The 20,213-nt window shown below is 71.4% G+C and carries 18 protein-coding genes, 2 tRNA genes and 1 pseudogene; 12 read left to right on the forward strand and 9 right to left on the reverse strand.

What is annotated here, in order from left to right:
- Nucleotides 1-20: 20 nt before the first annotated feature.
- Nucleotides 21-167, forward strand: a pseudogene (locus C8E97_RS36910) (site-specific integrase); the annotation flags it as partial.
- Nucleotides 168-316: 149 nt separating this feature from the next.
- Here the strand turns inward: C8E97_RS36910 and glnA are convergent.
- A complete protein-coding gene (glnA, locus tag C8E97_RS06435; RefSeq protein WP_121002553.1) occupies nt 317-1,741 on the reverse strand; it encodes a type I glutamate--ammonia ligase in 1,425 nt (474 codons plus the stop codon).
- A gap of 199 nt (nt 1,742-1,940) precedes the next feature.
- On the opposite strand from glnA, the gene C8E97_RS06440 reads away from it, so the two are divergent.
- On the forward strand, nt 1,941-2,414 hold the full coding sequence (locus tag C8E97_RS06440) for an RDD family protein (protein ID WP_121002555.1): 474 nt from the start codon (nt 1,941-1,943) through the stop codon (nt 2,412-2,414).
- Between the two features lie 370 nt (nt 2,415-2,784).
- On the opposite strand, the gene C8E97_RS06445 is transcribed toward C8E97_RS06440, so the two are convergent.
- Complete coding sequence (locus tag C8E97_RS06445; RefSeq protein ID WP_121002557.1) at nt 2,785-3,513, reverse strand: DUF4191 domain-containing protein; 729 nt, start codon at nt 3,511-3,513, stop codon at nt 2,785-2,787.
- A 71-nt stretch (nt 3,514-3,584) separates the two neighbouring features.
- Here C8E97_RS06445 and C8E97_RS06450 point away from each other — a divergent pair, with 71 nt between their 5' ends.
- The 5 genes from C8E97_RS06450 (at nt 3,585) to C8E97_RS34315 (ending at nt 8,329) form a co-directional block, all read left to right on the forward strand.
- Nucleotides 3,585-5,639 carry an ATP-dependent DNA helicase UvrD2 gene (locus C8E97_RS06450; protein ID WP_211346926.1) on the forward strand — a complete coding sequence of 685 codons (2,055 nt, stop codon included), beginning with the start codon at nt 3,585-3,587 and terminating at the stop codon, nt 5,637-5,639.
- A gap of 501 nt (nt 5,640-6,140) precedes the next feature.
- Nucleotides 6,141-6,539 carry a WhiB family transcriptional regulator gene (locus C8E97_RS06460; protein ID WP_121002563.1) on the forward strand — a complete coding sequence of 133 codons (399 nt, stop codon included), beginning with the start codon at nt 6,141-6,143 and terminating at the stop codon, nt 6,537-6,539.
- Complete coding sequence (locus tag C8E97_RS06465) at nt 6,536-6,760, forward strand: hypothetical protein (RefSeq protein ID WP_121002565.1); 225 nt, start codon at nt 6,536-6,538, stop codon at nt 6,758-6,760. Before C8E97_RS06460 ends, C8E97_RS06465 begins: the two co-directional genes overlap by 4 nt.
- Before the next feature lie 293 nt (nt 6,761-7,053).
- Entirely contained in the window at nt 7,054-7,947 is an 894-nt protein-coding gene (locus C8E97_RS06470; protein WP_121002567.1) for a class I SAM-dependent methyltransferase, read from the forward strand.
- Between the two features lie 208 nt (nt 7,948-8,155).
- Nucleotides 8,156-8,329, forward strand: coding sequence for a hypothetical protein (locus C8E97_RS34315; RefSeq protein WP_170211653.1), 174 nt, complete (start codon nt 8,156-8,158; stop codon nt 8,327-8,329).
- 347 nt (nt 8,330-8,676) lie between these two features.
- On the opposite strand, the gene C8E97_RS06475 is transcribed toward C8E97_RS34315, so the two are convergent.
- From C8E97_RS06475 to C8E97_RS34320, 4 genes are all read right to left on the reverse strand, one after another.
- Nucleotides 8,677-9,243, reverse strand: a complete 567-nt coding sequence (locus C8E97_RS06475) for a hypothetical protein (RefSeq protein ID WP_170211655.1) — start codon at nt 9,241-9,243, stop codon at nt 8,677-8,679.
- Nucleotides 9,244-9,399: 156 nt separating this feature from the next.
- Entirely contained in the window at nt 9,400-10,710 is a 1,311-nt protein-coding gene (locus C8E97_RS06480; protein ID WP_121002571.1) for an ABC1 kinase family protein, read from the reverse strand.
- 85 nt (nt 10,711-10,795) lie between these two features.
- On the reverse strand, nt 10,796-11,809 hold the full coding sequence (locus tag C8E97_RS06485; protein ID WP_246018704.1) for a ThiF family adenylyltransferase: 1,014 nt from the start codon (nt 11,807-11,809) through the stop codon (nt 10,796-10,798).
- A gap of 125 nt (nt 11,810-11,934) precedes the next feature.
- The gene (locus C8E97_RS34320; RefSeq protein WP_015098458.1) at nt 11,935-12,090 is read right to left on the reverse strand and encodes a DUF5679 domain-containing protein; all 156 of its coding nucleotides are present in this window, start codon (nt 12,088-12,090) and stop codon (nt 11,935-11,937) included.
- 204 nt (nt 12,091-12,294) lie between these two features.
- Between C8E97_RS34320 and C8E97_RS06490 the strand changes: the two genes are divergently transcribed.
- On the forward strand, nt 12,295-12,822 hold the full coding sequence (locus C8E97_RS06490; RefSeq protein ID WP_121002573.1) for a M48 metallopeptidase family protein: 528 nt from the start codon (nt 12,295-12,297) through the stop codon (nt 12,820-12,822).
- Between the two features lie 69 nt (nt 12,823-12,891).
- Here the strand turns inward: C8E97_RS06490 and C8E97_RS06495 are convergent, their stop codons facing one another.
- The gene (locus C8E97_RS06495) at nt 12,892-14,196 is read right to left on the reverse strand and encodes a zinc-dependent metalloprotease (RefSeq protein WP_121002575.1); all 1,305 of its coding nucleotides are present in this window, start codon (nt 14,194-14,196) and stop codon (nt 12,892-12,894) included.
- A gap of 81 nt (nt 14,197-14,277) precedes the next feature.
- Here C8E97_RS06495 and C8E97_RS06500 point away from each other — a divergent pair, with 81 nt between their 5' ends.
- The gene (locus C8E97_RS06500; RefSeq protein ID WP_121002577.1) at nt 14,278-15,363 is read left to right on the forward strand and encodes a YlbL family protein; all 1,086 of its coding nucleotides are present in this window, start codon (nt 14,278-14,280) and stop codon (nt 15,361-15,363) included.
- A 79-nt stretch (nt 15,364-15,442) separates the two neighbouring features.
- Here C8E97_RS06500 and C8E97_RS06505 read toward each other — a convergent pair whose 3' ends face one another.
- Nucleotides 15,443-15,982 (reverse strand): PPA1309 family protein, encoded by a 540-nt coding sequence (locus C8E97_RS06505; RefSeq protein ID WP_121002579.1) that lies wholly within the window; start codon nt 15,980-15,982, stop codon nt 15,443-15,445.
- 106 nt (nt 15,983-16,088) lie between these two features.
- Between C8E97_RS06505 and C8E97_RS06510 the strand changes: the two genes are divergently transcribed.
- From C8E97_RS06510 to C8E97_RS06520, 3 genes are all read left to right on the forward strand, one after another.
- Complete coding sequence (locus C8E97_RS06510; RefSeq protein WP_121002581.1) at nt 16,089-19,070, forward strand: UPF0182 family protein; 2,982 nt, start codon at nt 16,089-16,091, stop codon at nt 19,068-19,070.
- A 93-nt stretch (nt 19,071-19,163) separates the two neighbouring features.
- A tRNA-Met gene (locus C8E97_RS06515) sits at nt 19,164-19,237 on the forward strand.
- A 285-nt stretch (nt 19,238-19,522) separates the two neighbouring features.
- Nucleotides 19,523-19,596, forward strand: a tRNA-Met gene (locus tag C8E97_RS06520).
- 56 nt (nt 19,597-19,652) lie between these two features.
- Here the strand turns inward: C8E97_RS06520 and C8E97_RS06525 are convergent.
- Entirely contained in the window at nt 19,653-19,847 is a 195-nt protein-coding gene (locus tag C8E97_RS06525) for a hypothetical protein (protein WP_121010911.1), read from the reverse strand.
- Nucleotides 19,848-20,213 lie beyond the last annotated feature (366 nt).

The following is a 20,213-nucleotide window of genomic DNA, read 5'->3' on the forward strand; positions in this document are numbered from 1 at the left end:
TCGGTGTGGTCACGGGGACAGAGGCGGGCGTGAGTATCAGGGCGCTCGCCGAATACCTCGGGCACGCGGACCCGGCGTTCACCCTGAGGACCTATACGCATCTGATGCCTGCCAGTCACGAGCGGACGCGGGCGGCGGTTGATGCGGTGTTCGGGCAGGCGGCGTGAATCTCGGAAAGACCGAATGCCGGGTGACTGTGGTGGTCACCCGGCATTCGGCCTGTGGAGGATGCGGCGGCCTCTCCAGCTCAGACGGCCTGGAGACGGCCTGGGTGGGGCTTCAACCAGTGGAACTGCTGGTCAGAGCCCCGCGCCGATCACACGTCGTAGTACAGCGCGAACTCGTACGGGTTCGGGCGCAGGCGCAGCGGGTCGATCTCCTCCTCGCGCTTGAACTTGATCCAGGTGTCGATCACGTCCGGCGTGAAGACGCCGCCCTCCAGCAGGTACTCGTGGTCGGTTTCCAGGTTCTCCAGGACGGCGTCCAGGGTGGCCGGGACCTGCTTGACGTTCAGGGCCTCCTCGGGCGGCAGCTCGTAGAGGTCCTTGTCGATCGGGGCCGGCGGCTCGATCTTGTTCTTCACGCCGTCCAGGCCCGCCATCACCATCGCCGAGAAGGCCAGGTACGGGTTGCCCGACGAGTCGGGGCAGCGGAACTCGATGCGCTTGGCCTTCGGGTTGTCGCCGGTGATCGGGATGCGCACGCACGCCGACCGGTTGCGCTGGCTGTAGACCAGGCTGACCGGGGCCTCGTAGCCCGGCACCAGGCGGTGGTAGGAGTTCACCGTCGGGTTCGTGAACGCCAGCAGCGACGGCGCGTGGTGCAGGATGCCGCCGATGTAGTGCCGCGCGGCGTCGGACAGGCCCGCGTAGCCGGACTCGTCGTGGAACAGCGGCACGCCGTCCTTCCACAGCGACTGGTGGGTGTGCATGCCCGAGCCGTTGTCGCCGAACAGCGGCTTCGGCATGAACGTGACGGTCTTGCCTGCCTGCCACGCCGTGTTCTTGATGATGTACTTGAACAGCATCAGGTCGTCCGCCGCGTGCAGCAGCGTGTTGAACTTGTAGTTGATCTCGGCCTGACCGCCGGTGCCCACCTCGTGGTGCGCGCGCTCGACCACGAACCCGTTGGCCTCCATGTTGAGGACCATCTTGTCGCGCAGGTCGGCGTAGTGGTCGGTCGGCGTGACCGGGAAGTAGCCGCCCTTGTACTTCACCTTGTAGCCGCGGTTGCCGCCGTCCTCCTCGCGGCCGGTGTTCCACCAGCCGGAGATCGCGTCGATCTCGTGGAAGGACGCGTTGGCGGTCGTGTCGAACCGGATCGAGTCGAAGATGTAGAACTCCGCCTCGGCCCCGAAGTAGGCCGTGTCCGCGATGCCCGACTCGGTGATGTACTGCTCGGCCTTGCGCGCGATGTTGCGCGGGTCGCGGCTGTATGCCTCGCGCGTGAACGGGTCGTGCACGAAGAAGTTGATGATCAGCGTCTTCTCGATCCGGAACGGGTCGACGCGCGCCGTGTACAGGTCCGGCAGCAGCAGCATGTCCGACTCGTGGATCGACTGGAAGCCGCGCACCGACGAGCCGTCGAACGCGAGGCCCTCCGCGATGGCGTCCGCGTCGAAGGCCGAGGCGGGCAGCGTGAAGTGCTGCATCACACCGGGCAGGTCGCTGAACCGGACGTCGATGAACTTCACGCCCTCGTCGGAGATGAACTTCAGGACCTCGTCGGGATTCTTGAACACCCTCGTCGACTCCTTCTACTGCGGTGGGGGCGTGGTCGCACGCCGCGGTGTCGGGCGCGGCCTGCCATCGTCGGCGACGCTATGACCGCGGTGTTGCCCGGCAATCACCCTGGTGTTTCGCCAGTGTTAACGGGCCCACCCGAGTGGGCAACCCGACCTGCCGGTCCTCACCCCCCGAGTACGGCCTTACTCTGGAGGGGTGAGCAAGTGGACCGGTTCGTGGCTGTCTGGACCCCGCTCGGCACTGGAGCCGGGCGCCGACTCCGGTGACGGCACCGCGCAGCGCTGGAAGGGCGAACGCCTCGGCCTGCCCCGGTCCGGGCCGGGATCGGTCGCGTCGACGGGGCGGCGGGCGTTCGCGATCCTCGTCGACTTCCTGCTGGCCGCGGGTGTGTCGAGCGTGTTCACCTATCCCGAGCTGCCGCGCAACTGGAGCCTGCTGGCCTGGTTCGCGATCACCGTGGTCGCGGTGGGGTTCTTCGGGTTCACCCCTGGTCACGCGCTGTTCGGCCTGCGCGTGGCGCGGCTGGACGGCGCCGGGCTGGTGGGTGTGCCGCGGGCGGCGCTGCGGACGCTGCTGATCTTCCCGATCATCCCGGCCGTGGTGTGGGACGCCGATGGGCGCTGCCTGCACGACAAGGCGGTCGGGACGGTGGTCATCCGGGTGCGGTGACCAGGTTTTCGCTGGTCGGGCGCGCCGTGGAGGTGTGCCCAGCGCGGCTTTCGCCCTCGACGCCGGCGCGGCCTGTGGCTCCTGCGTCGGCTGCCGCCCCCCGGAGTCGATCCGGCCGGGCCTCCGGAGCCGATCCGGCCGGGGCCTGCGGGCTGCCGATCCGGCTGCGGCCTCCGGGGCGTGAGCAGGCTGCGGCTTGGCGCTCGATCCGGCCGTGGTGTCGCGGTCGCGAATTGCGGCTGTGGACTGCGGCTCGAATCGGCTGTGGCCTCCGGCCCCCGATTCCATTGTCGCACGGGTCACCGACAGTCCGGAGGGGTCGGAGACCGGCTGTGGACTGTCGGCGCGTCCTGTGGACGGAGCGGGTGGGTCAGCGGCGGCGCATGGCTCGCTGGATGTTGCGCATCTTCGCGCCCTGGGGGAGCGGGCCCTTGGGCATCGCCGCGCCACGGCTGGCGAGCGCGGTCAGGCGGTTCTCCAGGGTGTCGACCTGGGCCGCCGAGATGTTGCGCGGCAGCTTCATGAGGTGGCCCTGGAGTTTGCGCAGCGGGACCTGGCCCTCCTCCTTGCCCACGGTGACGTCGTAGATCGGGGTTTCGCCGATCACGCGCGCCACGCGCTTCTTCTCCTGCGCGAGCAGGCTCTTGATGCGGTGGGGCGCGCCCTCGGCGACCAGCACGACGCCGGGGCGGCCGATGACCCGGTGGATCATGTCGCCGCTCGTCGTGCCCGCCACGGCCTGCGTCACGCGCCACCGGCCGCGCAGGTTGTCCAGCGCCCAACCGGCCGCGCCGGGCTGGCCGTCGGCCTTCGCGTAGACGTTGCGCTGCACGCGGCGACCGAAGACGATCACCGCCAGGAGCGCGCCCACCGCGATGCCCAGGGGCAGCAGCAGCCACTGCACGTCCCAGATGAGGCCCAGCAGGAACGCCGCCGCCGCCGCGCCGAGCACGCACGCCAGCATCAGGGGCACGAGCGCCTTGTCCTCGCGGCGCTGCACCTTGAACGCCTCGAAGATCTGACCGCGGCGCGCCTTGGCAGCCGCGCGTCGGGCCTTCGCCGCTTCCTTGGCGGCCGCCTTGTCCTGCTTTCCAGCCATACCCACCAGGATACGGCGCGCCGCGTCGCCCCATCACAGCACTGCCCGCGTGCAATGCGAGGATGCAGCCCATGGACGGGCTGCTGGAGGGACTGGACCCGGAACAGCGCGCCGCGGTCGAAGCGCCGCGTGGCCCGGTCTGCGTGCTCGCGGGCGCCGGCACGGGCAAGACCCGGACGATCACCCACCGCATCGCCTACCTGGTGCAACGCGGCCACGTCGCCGCCGGCCAGGTGCTCGCCGTGACGTTCACGGCGCGGGCCGCGGGTGAGATGCGGACGCGGCTGCGGGCGCTGGGCGTGGCCGGCGCGCAGGCCCGCACGTTCCACGCCGCGTCGCTGCGGCAGCTCCGCTACTTCTGGCCGCGGGTCGTGGGCGGCCCCCAGTGGGACCTGATCGACCGCAACAAGCTCCGGTTCGTCGCGCAGGCCGCCAACCGGGTCGGGCTGTCCACCGAGTCGGACTCGCTGCGGGACCTCGCGAGCGAGATCGAGTGGGCCAAGGCGTCGCTCGTCGCGCCCGACGAGTACCCGGTCGCCGCCGGTCGGGCGCACCGCGACACGCCCGCGCCCGCCGAGCAGGTCGTGCGGGTCTACCAGACCTACGAGCAGCTCAAGAACGAGGCGCAGCTGCTCGACTTCGACGACCTCCTGCTGCACACCGCCGCCGCGCTGGAGGAGCACACCGACGTCGCCGAGGAGTTCCGCGACCGCTACCGGTGCTTCGTGGTGGACGAGTACCAGGACGTCACCCCGTTGCAGCAGCGAGTGCTCGACGCGTGGCTGGGCACGCGCGACGACCTGACCGTGGTCGGCGACGCGAACCAGACCATCTACTCCTTCGCGGGCGCCTCGCCGCGCCCGCTGCTGGACTTCCCCCGCCGGTTCCCGCACGCCGCCGTGGTGCGGCTGGAACGGGACTACCGGTCGACACCGCAGGTCGTCGCGCTGGCCAACGACGTCATCCGGTGGGCGCGGGGACGTCCCGCCGGGTCGCGGCTGCGGCTGATCGGGCAGCGCCCCGACGGCCCCGCGCCCCGGTTCACCGAGTTCGACGACGAGTCCGCCGAGGCCGCCGCCGTCGCGGGGCGCGTGCGGGCGCTGCTGGACGAGGGCGTGGCGGCCAGCGAGATCGCCATCCTCTACCGCGTCAACGCCCAGTCCGAGGTGTTCGAGCAGGCGCTGACCGAGTTGGGCATCCCGTACCAGGTGCGCGGCGGCGAGCGCTTCTTCCACCGCGCCGAGGTGCGCAAGGCGATGGTCGCGCTGCGCTCGGCCGCCGCCCAGCAGCTGCCCGGCGAACTGCCGAAGGTCGTGCGCGAGGTGCTGACGGGCGTCGGCCTGACCGACGAGCCGCCTGCGGGCGGCGCCGCGCGGGAGCGCTGGGAGTCGCTGCTGGCCTTGGTCGAGCTGGCCGAGGAACTGGCGGCCACCGTCGAGGGCGCGGACCTGCCGAAGTTCGTCACCGAGCTGGACATGCGCGCCGAGGCGCAGCACCCGCCGACCGTGGAGGGCGTCACGCTGGCGTCCCTGCACGCGGCGAAGGGCCTGGAGTGGGACGCCGTGTTCCTGGTCGGTCTGGTCGAGGGCACCGTGCCGATCCTGCACGCCGACGGCGACGAGGCGGCCATCGAGGAGGAGCGCCGACTGCTGTACGTGGGCGTGACCCGTGCCCGCGAGCACCTGTGGCTGTCGTGGGCGCTGGCGCGCGCCGCCGGCGGTCGCCGGTACCGCCGGCGCAGCCGGTTCCTCTACGGGCTGATCCCGGACGACCACCCCGCGTCGCGGACCGCCAAGCGGGAGCCCGTGCAGCGCAGGCCCAAGCCGCTGTGCCGGATCTGCGGCGCGGCCCTGGTCGACGCGCGGGCCGTCAAGCTGAGCCGGTGCGCCGACTGCCCGTCCGACCTCGACGAGGAGCTGCTGGACCGGCTGAGGGCGTGGCGGGCGGGTCGGGCGCGCGAGCTGAAGGTGCCCGCCTACGTCGTGTTCACCGACTCCACCCTCGTGGCGATCGCGGAGCAGCGGCCCGAGGACGTCGCCGGCCTGGTCGCGATCGCCGGCATCGGCGCGGCCAAGCTCGATCGCTACGGAGCCGACGTACTGGCCCTTGTCCAGGGCAAACGCTGAAACTTCACACGATCCACAGGTATTTGGAAAAACCGGTTGCATCCGCCTGGGACAGGGTCATAACCTGCTGAGGCCGGGCGCGGAGCGCCCGCTGGGGATCTTGATAGAGCGTTGCTTCGAGACGAGCCACCCGAGGAGGTGACCGGTGTGAAGACTTTCATGGGCTTCCAGACGCGCGGTCACCTCATGACCGGTGTTCAGGCTGCGTCCGGCACCGCTCGTGTCGTGGGGGACCAGTCTGCCCGCGATCGCCGTGGCGTCTCGAACCGAGGCGTCGAGCGAGTGCCGTCCGTCCAGGCGCGGGCCACCTACGCGCTCACCGTTGTCCCGACTCAGCACGTTGTGCCGTCCGCGCAGGAGCGAAGTACCTGACCCACCCGTCAGGAAACTGAGGCTCACGAAGGCCGCGGACCCGTAACCGGATCCGCGGCCTTCGTGTTTGTTCGACCCGTTTTGAGCAGGACAAACCCCATCGCAAGACCTGTGACAGGAGTCCACCTGATGTTGTCCGCGACCGTCCCGATAGCGGGGACGTTGCCCACCGAGTCCGACCTCGCCGGAGCCGGCGTCGCATCCCTGATCGACACCGCGCCCGACGCAGGCTTGGAACTCCCTTGCCGCACCAACAACCCCGACCTCTGGTTCGCCGACGCACCGGCCGAGCTGGAGGAGGCGAAGAAGTTCTGCGCCACCTGCCCGGTGATCGCGGAGTGCCTGGCGGGCGCGCTCGCCCGGCACGAGCCCTGGGGGGTCTGGGGTGGCGAGATCTTCGAGCGCGGAGCCGTGATCGCGCGCAAGCGTCCCCGTGGACGCCCGCGCAAGGACGCGGCACCCGTTGTTCCCGCGGCGCCTGCCGCGACCGTTGTCCGGGGGGCTAACGACCAGGAGGCCGCCGCGTGACCACGTACCGCACCACCACCGACGACACGCTGATCATCGAAGTGAACCCGCGAGGTAACCCCTTGTTGCTCGAAGAAAACCTGGCCAGATCCCGAATGCATGACGCGGAGGTATTCGCCCGACAGCAACGCGTGGCCCACCGGCTCGCCGTCGCCCGCAGATGGCGTCGGCTGGCCGGTTGGGCCGAGCGCAGGGCTCGGCTGAAGGCGTGGGCGCTCTGACGCTCGCCGCCTGACGGGCGACCTCTGAGGGGGAGACCTCCGACAGGAGACCCCTGCGACGAGCCCTGACGACGAGCCCCGACCCAAGCCCTGACGACCGCGGACCCGAGGTCCGCGCGCACCGGCACCCGCGGCCTGACGAACGACCTGGCACCGACCGCGGACCGAAGGCGCGCACCCTGGCACCCGCGGCGTGCAGGCCCTTGGCGTCGACCGCGGCGAACCCGGCCCGCCCTCCGCTCGGAGCGAAATTCGAGCGGAGGGCGGGCTGACTCCTCGGTACGGTCTGTCCTGTGGCCGCTCACACTCATGACGGGATCGACTGGACGACACGCCTGGCCGCACTGCGGCGAGCCGACGAACTCGACGCGGAGAACCTGCGCGTGATCGCGCGCAGACTCGTCCGCCCACTGCCGGACAACCCGACCGTGGTCGACATCGGCTCCGGCGCGGGCGGCATGAGCGTCGCGCTCGTGGAAGCCCTGACCGCCCGCGGCGGCGGCACGATCGTCGTCGTCGACGCCGTGCCCGAACTCCTCGACGCCGCCGCGTCCGCCGCCCGAGCAGCCGCGACCTACGAGCCGGACGCCACCACCCCGACCGTCCACGTGCGGCCGGTGCTCGCCGACCTGGCCACCGAACACCCCGCCGACATCGCCGGCGGCGCGCACCTCGTATGGGCGGCGCGCGTCGTCCACCACCTGCCCGACCAGCGCGAGGCCGTGACCCGCCTGACCGCGGCCCTCGCCCCCGGCGGCTGGCTGGCCCTCGGCGAAGGCGGCCTGGAGAGCCGGTTCCTGCCGTGGGACATCGGCATCGGCGAACCCGGCCTCCAGGACCGACTCGCCCACGCCCGCGCGGAGTGGTTCGTGCGGATGCGCGAGTCGATGCCCGGCTCGGCCCGCCTGCCCGTCGGCTGGAACCTCGTCCTGGCCGAAGCCGGCCTGCTCGACGTGACCGCGTTCAGCTACCTCGTCGACCACCCCGCGCCCGCCAAGCAGGCCGTGCGCGAGTCGGCCGTGGAGCACCTGACGTGGCTGGCCGAAGCCGGCGGCCCCCGCCTGCACGCGAGCGACCGCCGCACCGTGGCCCGCCTCCTCGACCCGCAGGACCCGGCGTACGTCGGGCTGCGGGACGACGTGTTCATGCTCGCCGCGGGCACCGTGCACCTGGGACGCAAGCCGTGACACCTGCGGGTCACGACCACATGTCCGTGGGCGCGAACTGCGGCGACCTGCACCGTGCCAGCCGAAAGCTGAACCGTGAGCACGGGGGTCGTGAGCCTGCGGACCGTAGCCGTTGGCCCGTGGGCCGGTCAGCGGTGGCGGACCCAGGGTCTGTCGGCCTTGATGTCCGTGGCGCGCGAGCCGTGACGCACCTCGGGTGCGACGAGCCGTGACCGGAACCTGCGCCCGTTGCGGCAGAGCCCGCGAATCGGTCACCGACCCCGCCCTCCTGCTGGCGTGGGTGCGGGAGCGGGAGGACGGCACCGACCGCTGGTTGTGCCACGAGTGCGCGCGGGCACACGTGCGGGACATCGAAGGCAAGCTGCCCACCGACTACTGGTGACGACGCCGATTACTGCCGGCCGGGTGCCACCGGGATTACCTGACTAGGTGACTCCTTTCGTTGTGGGAACTGGCCGGTGCGGAACCGGCCGGCGTGGGCATGGCGGGCTGAGCGCCGCCGCGGGGTGGTGGGTGCTCAGCGGCTGCGTGGGCATCGCGTGATCGGACGCGAGCCGATCGGGCGGGATGTTTGCCACCGGGCAGGGGCCGGTGCTGTGCCACCGGGCAGCGCCGGTGGTTCGCCACCGGGCAGCGCCGGTGGTTCGCCACCGGGCAGCGCCGGTGGTTCGCCACCGGGCAGCGCCGATGGTTTCCGACCGGGCAGCGCCGGTGCACGCGGCAGGGCGGTCAGGGGAAGGCCGCCTGGTGGTCGAGGGCCAAGCGGCGCAGGGTGGTCCGGGGTGTGCCGGCTCCCCGTTGGCTCCCGGCGTCGAGTTCGCGCAGCAGGGCCGCGACCGTGCACGCACCCCGCCGGAGCACAGCCGTGATCATGGCCTGCTGACGCCGCGGGTGCGCCTCGTTGCGCACGGCGTCCAGCACCGCCCGCTCGGGTGGCGCGAGCGGCAGGCCGTCCTTCACCACCGCCTCCGGCAGGCGCGTGGTGCGCTCCAAGCGCAGGTGGTGGTCACCGGTCTTGCGGCGTGCGGCGGGCTGGAGGAGGTGGATGCGGGGCGGCAGCGGCAGGTCCGGGAAGCCCTGCTCGCGCAGGGCGTCCACCCCGGTCAGCACGGCCTCCGGGCCGGCGTAGGTCAGGGCGGCCCGCACGCGTTGCGCCCTGGTCGGAGGGCCGGCGCTGAGCAGCAGCACACCCGGCAGGATGCGCTGCCACGGCCCGCCGGGGCGGCAGCGCAGGGCGATGGCGTAGCGGGGGACGCCCGCGGCTTCCAGGTCGGTGGTCTTGATCACTCGGGTCATGGGGTGATCTTCGGCCGGGGCGGGGGTGGGGCGCGAGGGGCGGATCGGGATCTGTGGACAACTCGGTGGCTGTGGACAACTCCAGCACCGAACGACTCCAGCAACCGGACGACGAGCAACGGACGACGAGCAGCGGGCGGCTCGGTCATGGGCCGCTCAGTCGTCGAACCCCGGCTGCCACCGGGCGACGATGGCGCGGGCGGGCACGTTCGCGTCCAGTTGGCACAGGATGCCCGTCGCGCCCAGCGTCACCCGGTGGATCAGCAGGTACTGCGGCGGCAGGTTCAGCGAGCGTCCCGTCTGCGAGTCCGGGCTGCGCAGGTCGCCGACCCGCTCCGCCTGCTGCTGGAGCCACCGCCGCGTGAAGTGGAACGTCTCCGCCCGCAGCGGCTCCACGAACGGCGCCAGGTAGTTGAGGACGTCCTGCTCGTGCAGCTCCGTACCCGGCCGGATGAAGTGCTCCGACCGCAGCAGCTCCACCAGGTCGCGCGAGCGGCCGTCCAGCGCCAGCCTCGTCATCAGCCCCAGCGTCCTCGGCAGGCCGTCGGGCAGCCGCGCGACCGCCCCGAAGTCGAGCACGCGCAACCGGCCGTCCGCGCCCAGCATGAAGTTGCCGGGGTGCGGGTCGGCGTGCAGCAGCCCCGACCGCCTCGGCGCGGAGAAGTGGAACTCCGACAGGAGCCGACCCGCCAGGTCACGCTCCTCGCGTTCACCTGAACGAATGATGCCGGACAGCGGTTTGCCGTCCGTCCACTCCGTCACCATCACCTTCGGCGCGCTGGCCACCACGCGCGGCACCAGGACCTGCTCGTCGCCCTCGAACGCCTTCGCGAACGCCCGCTGGTTGTCCGCCTCGGTCCGGTAGTCCAACTCCTCCAGGTACCGGTCCCGCAGCTCCTCCAGCAGCGGTTTCACCTCGGTGCCCGGCATGATCGCCTGGAGCAGCCTGCTGAACCGCAGCAGCTGCTTCAGGTCGGCCTGAAGCGCCTCGTCCGCGCCGGGGTACTGCACCTTCACGGCCACGTCGCGGCCGTCGTGCCACACCGCGCGGTGCACCTGCCCGATCGAGGCGGACGCCGCGGGCGCGTCGTCGAACGACGCGAACCGCTTCACCCACCCCGACCCGAGCTGCTCGGCCAGCACCCGGTGCGTGGTGCGCGCGGGCATGGGCGGCGCGGCCGCCTGGAGCTTGGTCAACGCCTCGCGGTACGGCTCGGCCAGCTCGTCCGGCACCGCGGCCTCGAACACGCTCAGGGCCTGCCCGAACTTCATCGCGCCGCCCTTGAGCTGCCCCAGCACCGCGAACACCTGCTCCGCGGTCTTGGCCGACACCTCGGCGCTGACCTCTTCCGAACTGCGACCTGCCAGCCGCTTGCCCCAGCCGCCGACGACCCGGCCGGCCACGCCGATGGGCAGGCTGGCCAGCTTGGCGGTGCGCTGCACGGCCTTGCGCGGGATCTCGCTCACCCGAAGATTCTCCCCCCGCCGGAACGACGCGGTCGCAATGGTTGACGCCTCTCCCGAACCTACACAGCACTGGCTGAGGACCCACTCACGCGAGGGAGCGGCATTCACAGCGGGGGTGCACCGGCGCGATCCGGTGCTCGACCAGCCCCGAGTACGCGTCCACCTCCAGGGTCGCGTCCCACGTCGGCGGTCGGGTGCGGGCCGCCCGGTGGTCCAGCGCGAGCAGCGCCTGGCCGGTCGCGAGCCCGGCCGTGGCCGTGACGGTCGCCAGGTCGGCCTGCTGGGGCTGGTCGACCAACTGCGCGGCGAGCACGGGCCAGCCCCGGTCGGCGTCGGTCCGGTGCAGGTCGGCGCACCTCAGGCAGCTGCTCCGACCAGGCACGACGAGCGGCCCGACCACGCCGAGGCCCTCGCCCGCCCGCACGGCCAGGTGCGGCGTGCCCTCCAGCAGCAGCGTCCGCAGCAGCTCCGGCGGCGGCACCAGCGCGTCGGCGAGCACCACGAGGTCGGGCGCCCGCACGCTGGTCGCCGTGCGCACGGTGCTCGACACCCGCCGCAACGCCTCGGCGGCGGCCTCGGCCCGGTTCCGCCCCACGTCGGCGTCGAGGTAACCCGAACCGGTGTCCTCCGGGTTCACCCGACCGCGCGCGACCACCCGGACGTGGCCCACGCCGGCGGCGGCCAGGTGGGTCGCGACGGCGACGGTGAGCCGCCCGTCGCCGTGGACGACGACCGACCGGGCCGCGCGGGTGTCCGCCAGGTGGGGCGCCGGCCGGCCGGTGCGCAGCGCCCAGGTGGTGGTCTCGGGTGTCAGCCGGCCGTGCGGGGGCGGGACGGTCTCCTCGACCAGCCCGGCGTCGGCCAGGCCGTGCAGCAGCCGCACCAGCTCGGCGGCCTGGTCACCGTGGTCGGCGAGCTGTTCGCGCAGCTCGGGGACGGTGTGCCGACCGGACAGGTCGAGCAGTGCGCGGTCCATCGGCGACGGGACGTCCTCGATCAGCAGCGAGTGCCGGGAATCGGTGCCGATCTGCACGGCGTCGGCGCGGCGGCGCAGGACCGGCAGGCCCGGCAGCACGCGGGGGCGGTGGGGCAGGTTCACGTCGTGCAGCGTGCCGGTACCCCCGGCCCGGGGCGAAATGGCCGTCCACAGATGGGGGACTTGTCCACAGACAGGCCGCCGGGCCCTTGACAGGTGGCCGGGCGGGCACCCGGCCACCCGCTCGTTCAGACCTTCGCCTTGCCGAGTATCCGGGTCACCGTGGTACCGCAGACCGGGCACTTGCCCTTGGCCATCCTGCGGTTGTTGCTCTCGTGCACCTCGCCCGTGAAGTCTCGCTTCTCACGGCACTTGACGCAGTAGCCGTTATAGGTCTCGGCCACGGCTTCCTCCCTTGTTTCGGGAGTGCGGAGCGATGTGCGCCACACTCGGGGGCTGCGCAGCACGCTACCTGGGCGGACGCGCAACCGCTGCACGTCGTGCTCAGCGTGTCCAGCCGTCGTTCGGGCGAATCTGCTGGGCCGTCCACCCACGCACCGCCGCTTGGCCGCCGCGAATTGTCGGTGCGGGGCTTTACCGTGAACGCCATGCCCGAACCGCAGGTGGAGGTACGGCGTAGTGCTCGGCGCCGTCGCATGGTGAGCGCGTACCGCGAGGGGGACACCGTCGTCGTCCTGCTGCCGGCGCGCATGAGCAAGACCGAGGAGAAGCACTGGGTGGCGGAGATGCTCAGCCGCCTGCAGCGCAGCGAGACCCGCCGGCGCTCACCCACCCGCACGTCCGACGCCGCGCTGCTCGCCCGCTGCGAGGAGCTGGCCGACCGGTACCTCGACGGCGTGCAGCCGAGCAGCGTGCGCTGGGTGCCGCCGATGCGGACGAGGTGGGCGTCGTGCACGCCGGCCGAGGGCACCATCCGGATCAGCGAACGGCTCCGCGACGTGCCCGCGTGGGTGCTGGACTACGTGCTGGTGCACGAACTGGCGCACCTGCGCGTGCCGGGGCACGGCAAGGACTTCTGGGACCTGGTGCACCGGTACCCGAAGTCCGAGCGGGCCATCGGGTACCTGGAGGGCTTGTCGGCGGCGGCCGGCCTGGGCATCACCGAGGAGGACTAGCGCCCGCTCGCCGGACGGGCCGCCACCGGCCGCCACGTCCGGGCAGCCGAACCGGCCCGGTCGCGGCGGCTACTCGTCCCCGCCCTCGTCCTTCCCGTCCTGCTCGCGCAGCGTGCGCTCCAGCTCCGCCATCGGGTCCTCCAGGGCCTTGCGCGTCCGGCCGAACCGCTCCGCGAACTCCATCGGGTCGTCCAGGTCGGCGGCCGACGGCACCAGGTCCGGGTGCTCCCAGACGCCGTCCCGCTGCTCGATCCCGTGCTGGTCGCCCAGCAGCTTCCACAGCGCCGCCGCCGACCGGTGCCGGCGCGGGCGCAGCTCCAGGCCCACCAGGGTCGCGAACGTCTGCTCCGCCGGACCGCCGGACGCCCGCCTGCGCCGCAGCGTCTCGCGCAGCGCCTCGGCACCGGGCAGGCGCTCGCCGACGGCGTCCGCCACCACGACGTCCACCCAGCCCTCGACCAGCGCCAACAGGGTCTCCAGGCGCGCCAGCGCGGCCTTCTGCTCGGGCGTGGTCTGCGGTTCGAGCATCCCCGACTTCATGGCCTCCTCGATGGAGGCCGGGTTCGCCGGGTCGACCTGGCCCGCGAGCTGCTCCAGCGCCGAGGTGTCGACCTTGATGCCCCGCGCGAACTCCTCCACGGTGTCCAGCAGCCGCTGCCGCAGCCACGGCACGTGGCTGAACAGCCGCTGGTGCGCGGCCTCGCGCGCGGCGAGGAACACCAGCACCTCGCTGGCCGGCCGCTCCAGGCCCTCGGTGAACTTCTCGATGTTCGCGGGCAGCAGCGCCGCCGTGCCCTCCGGACCCAGGGGCAGGCCCACCTCGGTCGACGTCAGCACCTCGGAGCCAAGCTGCGCCAGCGCGCCGCCCAGCTGCGAGCCGAACGCCATGCCGCCCATCTGGCCGAGCATGGACAGCAGCGGACCCGCCGCCTCCTTCGCCTCGGCGGGCATCGCCTCCACCCACGCGCCGGACACGCGCCGCGCCACCGGGTCGCACAGCCGCTGCCACGTCGGCAGCGTGCGCTCCACCCAGTCGCGCGCGCTCCAACCCTCGGACCTCGTGGTGCCTGCGGGCAGCGCCGTCGCGGGGTCGAGCCACATCTCCGCCAGGTGCACCGCGTCGGCCACGGCGCTGCTCTGGTCCGGGGTGAACCCGATGCCGCCCTTCCCGGCCAACTGCTGCAAGGCGATCTGCTTCGCCAGGTCGTAGTTGACGGGACCGGACGACGTGCCCGCGTTGCTGAACATCGCGCCGAGCTGGCTCAGCATCGCGCCGAGCTGGTTGAAGTCGAACGGGTTGCCCGCCGGCTCCTCCGGTTTGCGGCCTCGGTCGTCGGGGTCCTGCGGGCTGAACCCGAAGGGCACGTCACTCATGCCCCCACGGTACGCGGGCCGGGGTGCCCGCGCGGGACCGGTTCGCCCACGGCGTGCGAGGGTGGTCGTACCCTGTCGACCGTGAGCGAAGGCACCGACACCGCCGTGGACCAGCCGACGGCCCGACCGGCCCGCCCCCGGCGCGGCTTGACCAGGCGCACGTGGACGCTCGTGATCAGCTTGGTGCTGGTCCTCGTGCTCGGCATGCTCGGCGGGTTCGCGCGGGTGCCTTACGTGGCGCTGGGTCCCGGCCCGACCTACAACACGCTGGGACAGGTCAACGGCGCCGACGTGGTGCAGGTGGAGGGTCAGGAGACGTTCCCGACCAACGGCACGCTCACCATGACCACCGTGTCGGTCACCGACGACGTGTCGCTGTTCGGCGCGCTCGGCCTGTGGATCAGCGGTCGGTACGCGCTCGCGCCCCGCGAGGAGTTCTTCCGGCCCGGCGAGTCCGAGCAGCAGGTGCGCGACCAGAACGTGAAGGCGTTCCAGGACTCCCAGACCAGCGCGGAGGTCGCCGCCCTGCGCTACCTGGACTACCCGGTGAAGGTCGTCGCCGCCGAGATCACCAAGGGCAGCGCGGCGGACAACGTGATCCAGCCCAACGACCGGCTGCTCAACGTCAACGGCCGGGACGTCGCCGGCTACGAGGACGTCCGCGCCGCGCTGGAGAGCACCAAGCCGGGCGACCAGGTCGACATCACCTTCCAGCGCGAGTCCGCCCGGCAGACCGCCCGGATCACCCTGGGCAAGGTCGAGGACCGGCCGACCGGGTTCCTCGGCGTTCTGCCGGTGGACCGCGCCGACGTCCCGTTCGACGTCAAGATCAGCCTGGCCGACGTCGGCGGCCCGTCCGCCGGCCTGCTGCTGGCCCTGTCCATCGTGGACAAGCTGACGCCGGGCGAGCTGAACGGCGGCCTGCCGATCGCGGGCACCGGCGAGATCAACGACCAGGGCGAGGTCGGCCGGATCGGCGGCATCACCTTCAAGATGGTCGCGGCGCGCGAGAGCGGCGCGACCACCTTCCTGGTGCCCGCGGGCAACTGCGACGAGGCCAAGCAGCACGCGCCCGAGGGGCTGCGGCTGGTCAAGGTGGAGAAGCTGGACGACGCCGTGACCTCGCTGAAGGCGCTGGTCGCCGGCCAGGACACGCCCACCTGCTGACCCGGCCCCGACACGTCCGGGACGTCGTCGGAGCCGGTGCCCGCGCGCTCCGGGGCCGCCGGAGCACCGCACCGCCGGGTCAGGGCTTCAGCGTCTCCAGCAGCGCGTTGGTGAGGTTCGGGGCCAGCTCCGGGTGCTCCACGACCTCCTCGGGCACCTCCGCGGTGCCGCGCAGCCGCAGCACGCACGCCGCCGAGCCGTCCCGCAGCACGGCCGCCACCAGGCGCGCCTCCCGCCGCTGCGGGTGCTCCGCCGCGAACTGCCGCGCCGCCTCGTCGTCGAGGTCCTCGGACAGCTCCGGCTCGGCGTCCGGCGGCAGCACGACGATCTCCTGCGCCAACGCGCACCCGCGCACCGCGTCCGGCCAGGCGATGCCCGCCAGGGCCTCGTCCAGCTCGGCGGACGGCAGCGCGTCCTGCGCGATCGGCGTCAGCGGCGAGGCCACCGGGTCCAGCTGACCGGCCAACTCCGGCTGCTGGATGAGCAGGTCGGCGGTCGGCACCAGGGCGAACAGCTGCGGGCCCTGGTCCCAGCCCGCGGTGGACACGAACTCCTCGACCTCGCGGGCCACGGCGGGCAGCGCGACGGGCGGCGTTTCACTGGCTGACACGCCCGACATCGTCCCACCCACCCGAAACGGGCGACCGAACGGGGAACCCGGGGCGGCCTCCGTACAGTTGGACAGAACGTACGAAAGCCATTACCGCGATCCAGGAGCGTGCCCAGTGGCCACTCGGCCCCCGGTCGGACTGCCCAGGCTGTCCCGTCGAAGCCGGATTCTGCTCATCGTCGGTGCGGTGGTCCTGGTCGGTCTGATCACCGGCTCCAGGTTGCTCGGCACCTACGTCAACTGGTTGTGGTTCGGCGAGGTCGGCTACCGCAGCGTCTACGGCACCATGCTGGCGACCCGGTTCGGGTTGTTCTTCGCCGTGGGCCTGCTGGTGGGCGGCCTCGTCGCGCTCAACCTGTTCCTCGCCTACCGCACCCGGCCGGTGTTCGTGCCGGTGTCGGGGCCGGACGACCCGGTGGCCCGCTACCGCGCGGTGGTGACCCGGCGGATGAAGCTGTTCGCGATCGGCCTGCCCGCGCTGGTCGGCGTCATCGCGGGCACCTCGGCGCAGGGCGAGTGGCAGCGGTTCCAGCTGTTCGCCAACGCCACCCCGTTCAACGCGACCGACGCCGAGTTCCAGCACGACATCGGCTTCTACGCGTTCCAGCTGCCGTTCTACACGTGGCTGCTGTCGTGGCTGTTCATCGCCACGGCGGTGTCGTTCGTCGGCGCGGTGGTGGCGCACTACCTGTTCGGCGGCATCCGGCTGGCCGGTCGCGGCGGGCAGCTCTCCGGGCCGGCGCGCGCGCACCTGTCCATCGTGGCGGGCGTGTTCGTGCTGCTCAAGGCGGTGGCGTACTTCTTCGACCGGTACCAGCTGCTGTTCTCCGACCGGAACGACAAGTTCCACGGCGCCACCTACACCGACCTGAACGCGGTGCTGCCGGCCAAGCTGATCCTGCTGTGCATCGCGGTGTTCTGCGCGATCGCCTTCTTCGTCGGCGCGGTGCTCCGCAACCTCCAGCTGCCCGCCATCGCGACCGTGCTGCTGGTGCTGTCCAGCATCCTGGTCGGCGCGGCGTGGCCCGCGGTGCTGGAGCAGTTCTCGGTGCGGCCCAACGCCAACGAGAAGGAAGCCGAGTCGATCAGCCGGAACATCCTCGCGACCAAGGACGCGTTCGGGCTGACCGACGACAAGGTCGAGACAAAACCGTACGAGGGCAAGCAGAACGTCTCGCTGGACGAGCTGAAGAACGACCAGGCGACGATGGGGAACGTGCGGCTGCTCGACCCCGCGGTGATCTCCAAGACGTTCACCCAGTTCCAGCAGCTGCGGCCGTTCTACGCGTTCCCGGAGAAGCTCGACGTCGACCGGTACAAAGTGGACGGCGAGCTCCAGGACTACATCGTCGCGGTCCGCGAGCTGCAGACCTCGGGCATCCCGCAGGGCCAGCGCGACTGGATCAACCAGCACCTCATCTACACCCACGGCAACGGCATGGTGTTCGCCGAGGCCAGCAAGGTGAACTCGCCCGCGGACGAGGGCGGCAACGGCGGCTACCCGGTATTCCAGGTCGCCGAGGTCGACCAGGACGGCAAGGTCAAGCCGGGCCCGTTCGGCGTCCAGCAGCCGCGCACCTACTTCGGTGAGCTGGGCAGCCGGTCGGACTACGCGATCGTCGGCGGTCGCGGCGGCGACGCGCCGGGCGAGTACGACACCGACCGCGCGCAGTACACCTACGACGGCAAGGGCGGCGTGCGGATCGGCGGCCTGTTCAACAAGCTGGTCTTCGCCGCCGCCTACGGCGAGCGGAACATCCTGTTCAACTCGGCCATCGGCGACGACTCGCGGATCATCTTCAACCGCCACCCGCGCGACCGCGTGGAGGCCGTGGCGCCGTGGCTGACCGTGGACGCCGACCCGTACCCCGCGGTGGTGGACGGCCGCATCACGTGGATCGTCGACGGCTACACGACGCTGGAGAACTACCCGTACGCGCGCCGCACGTCGCTGGCGTCGGCCACGAACGACTCGCTGCCCGGCGTCGCGCAGCAGCCGAACAAGGAGATCAGCTACATCCGCAACTCCGTCAAGGCCACTGTGGACGCCTACGACGGCACGGTGACCCTGTACGAGATGGATCAGAAGGACCCGGTGCTCAAGGCGTGGATGGGGGTCTTCCCCGGCACGGTGAAGCCGAGCAGCGAGATGTCGCAGTCGCTGCGCGAGCACCTGCGCTACCCGGAGGACCTGTTCAAGGTCCAGCGCGACACGCTGGCGCGCTACCACGTCGACCAGCCGCGCGACTTCTACTCCGGCGTCTCGTTCTGGGGCGTGCCGTCCGACCCGGCGATCGACAACGTCACGTCGGCCGAACAGCAGCAGCAGAACAGCCAGCAGCAGCGCGACCAGCAGCCGCCGTTCTACGTGCTGGCCGGTGACCCGACCGGCGACCCGAGCAAGGTGAGCTTCCAGCTGACCAGCTCGCTGGTGCGGCAGAACCGCGAGTTCATGGCGTCGTACGTGAGCGTGCGGTCGGACCCGGACAACTACGGCAAGATCAGCGTGCTGACCTTGAACAACGAGGCCAAGGGACCGCAGCAGATCCAGACCCAGTTCCTCACCTCGGGTGAGGTCAGCGGCGAGCTGAACCTGCTGACCCAGCGGCAGACGAAGGTGGTGTACGGCAACCTGCTGACCCTCCCGGTCGGCGGCGGCCTGCTCTACGTGGAGCCCATCTACATCGAGCGGGCCAGCCAGAACACCCAGTTCCCGCAGTTGTTCAAGGTGCTGGTGAGCTTCGGCGACAAGGTCGGGTACGCCTCGACGCTGAAGGAGGCGCTGGAGAAGGTGCTGACCGGCGCGGCGGCGCAGCTGCCCGACCAGACCGGCACACCGCAGACCGGCACGCCGACGACGACGCCCACGGCGCCGAACGGCACCGGGCAGAGCCCCGAGCTGCAACAGGCCGTCCGGGACATCCAGGGCGCCCTGGCCGCCATCAAGGCCGCGCAGACCAGCGGTGACTTCGCAGCGCTCGGCAACGCCTACAAGGCGCTGGACGAGGCGACGAAGAAGTTCGAGTCCGCGAGCGCGGCGGCGAACACGCAGCCGCCGCAGCAGACGTCGGTGCCGCCGACGACGCCGACCGGCTGACCTGCGGGAAGAGGTGGGTCGGGTGGTCCGGGACACGTTCCGGCCACCCGATTTGCCTTTCCGGGTAACCCCGGCGTAGAGTTCACATTACAACGCGGGGTGGAGCAGCTCGGTAGCTCGCTGGGCTCATAACCCAGAGGTCGCAGGTTCAAATCCTGTCCCCGCTACAAAGTCGGGAAGCCCTGTCCGCGGAATGCGCGGACGGGGCTTTTCCGCTATTGCGTCGGGGGCGCGGCCCCCGAACCCCGCGCAGGGCGGGCGTCGCCCCCCTGCACCCCCCTTGGCTGGGCGCGTCGCGTCGTCGGCTTGCGGAAGCCGCGACGGATGGCGGCGGAAGTCGTGCGGTGGTGTCGTGCGGGTCGGTGCGCGGACGGGGCTGACCTGCGGCGGGACGCGGTTCGGGGGGTGGTGCGAAGTGGGTTTTCCAGGTGTGTATAGTTGGTCTTACCCAACGCGGGGTGGAGCAGCTCGGTAGCTCGCTGGGCTCATAACCCAGAGGTCGCAGGTTCAAATCCTGTCCCCGCTACTGCACGGAAAGACCCCCTCTTCGATTTCGGAGAGGGGGTCTTTCGCTTGTCCGGGTCAGCTCATGTTCTCCGCCCAGTACTGCGCGCAGACCAGTGAGCACACCCGTCCCTCGCCGGCGACCGTGCGGTGCCGGCGGATCTGCTTGCCGCACACCATGCACTCGTCCTTGCCGCCTTGTTCGGGTATCGATCCGCTCGCCCACGCCTTCGCGTTCTTGACGACCTTGTTCTCCATCCACTTGATGCCCACCACGCACCTCCCAGAGAACTGCCTACAAGGAGTGATGATCCCAGCACACGTGGTATCCGCCAGGCCAGGAGGCGCACATCACCGTGTTGTGCTAAGCCCGGCGGCCCCGAGCAAGACCAACAGCGCTCCCCGTCACCTCCGCCGGCCGTTCGGGTGAACGCAAAAGTGCGGTTTCCCTTGCCCGCCAAGCTCTTTCCAGCCGGACTGGACAATTCCGGTCAAGCGGCCGAAAGCGTGGCGTTGATCAGTTCGTGGTCACGGAACGGAGCTTCCCGTTGCTCCGCTTGGCCCAACCGCACTAGCCCGTGATCAGCCACAGTGGACAGAACGGCTGACCATTGTGGACAGCTGCACCTGAAAGTGGCA

The sequence above is a fragment of the Saccharothrix australiensis genome (assembly GCF_003634935.1).
In the GTDB taxonomy this organism is placed as follows: Bacteria; Actinomycetota; Actinomycetes; order Mycobacteriales; family Pseudonocardiaceae; genus Actinosynnema; species Actinosynnema australiense.

What these genes read in the sequence shown, in the direction of transcription:
- C8E97_RS06445 (WP_121002557.1), bottom strand. Translation starts at nt 3,513, where the DNA reads ATGGCTGGAAAGCAGGACAAGGCGGCCGCCAAGGAAGCGGCGAAGGCC.
- C8E97_RS06450 (WP_211346926.1), top strand. Translation starts at nt 3,585, where the DNA reads ATGGACGGGCTGCTGGAGGGACTGGACCCGGAACAGCGCGCCGCGGTC.
- C8E97_RS06460 (WP_121002563.1), top strand. Translation starts at nt 6,141, where the DNA reads ATGTTGTCCGCGACCGTCCCGATAGCGGGGACGTTGCCCACCGAGTCC.
- C8E97_RS06475 (WP_170211655.1), bottom strand. Translation starts at nt 9,243, where the DNA reads ATGACCCGAGTGATCAAGACCACCGACCTGGAAGCCGCGGGCGTCCCC.
- C8E97_RS06490 (WP_121002573.1), top strand. Translation starts at nt 12,295, where the DNA reads ATGCCCGAACCGCAGGTGGAGGTACGGCGTAGTGCTCGGCGCCGTCGC.
- C8E97_RS06495 (WP_121002575.1), bottom strand. Translation starts at nt 14,196, where the DNA reads ATGAGTGACGTGCCCTTCGGGTTCAGCCCGCAGGACCCCGACGACCGA.
- C8E97_RS06505 (WP_121002579.1), bottom strand. Translation starts at nt 15,982, where the DNA reads ATGTCGGGCGTGTCAGCCAGTGAAACGCCGCCCGTCGCGCTGCCCGCC.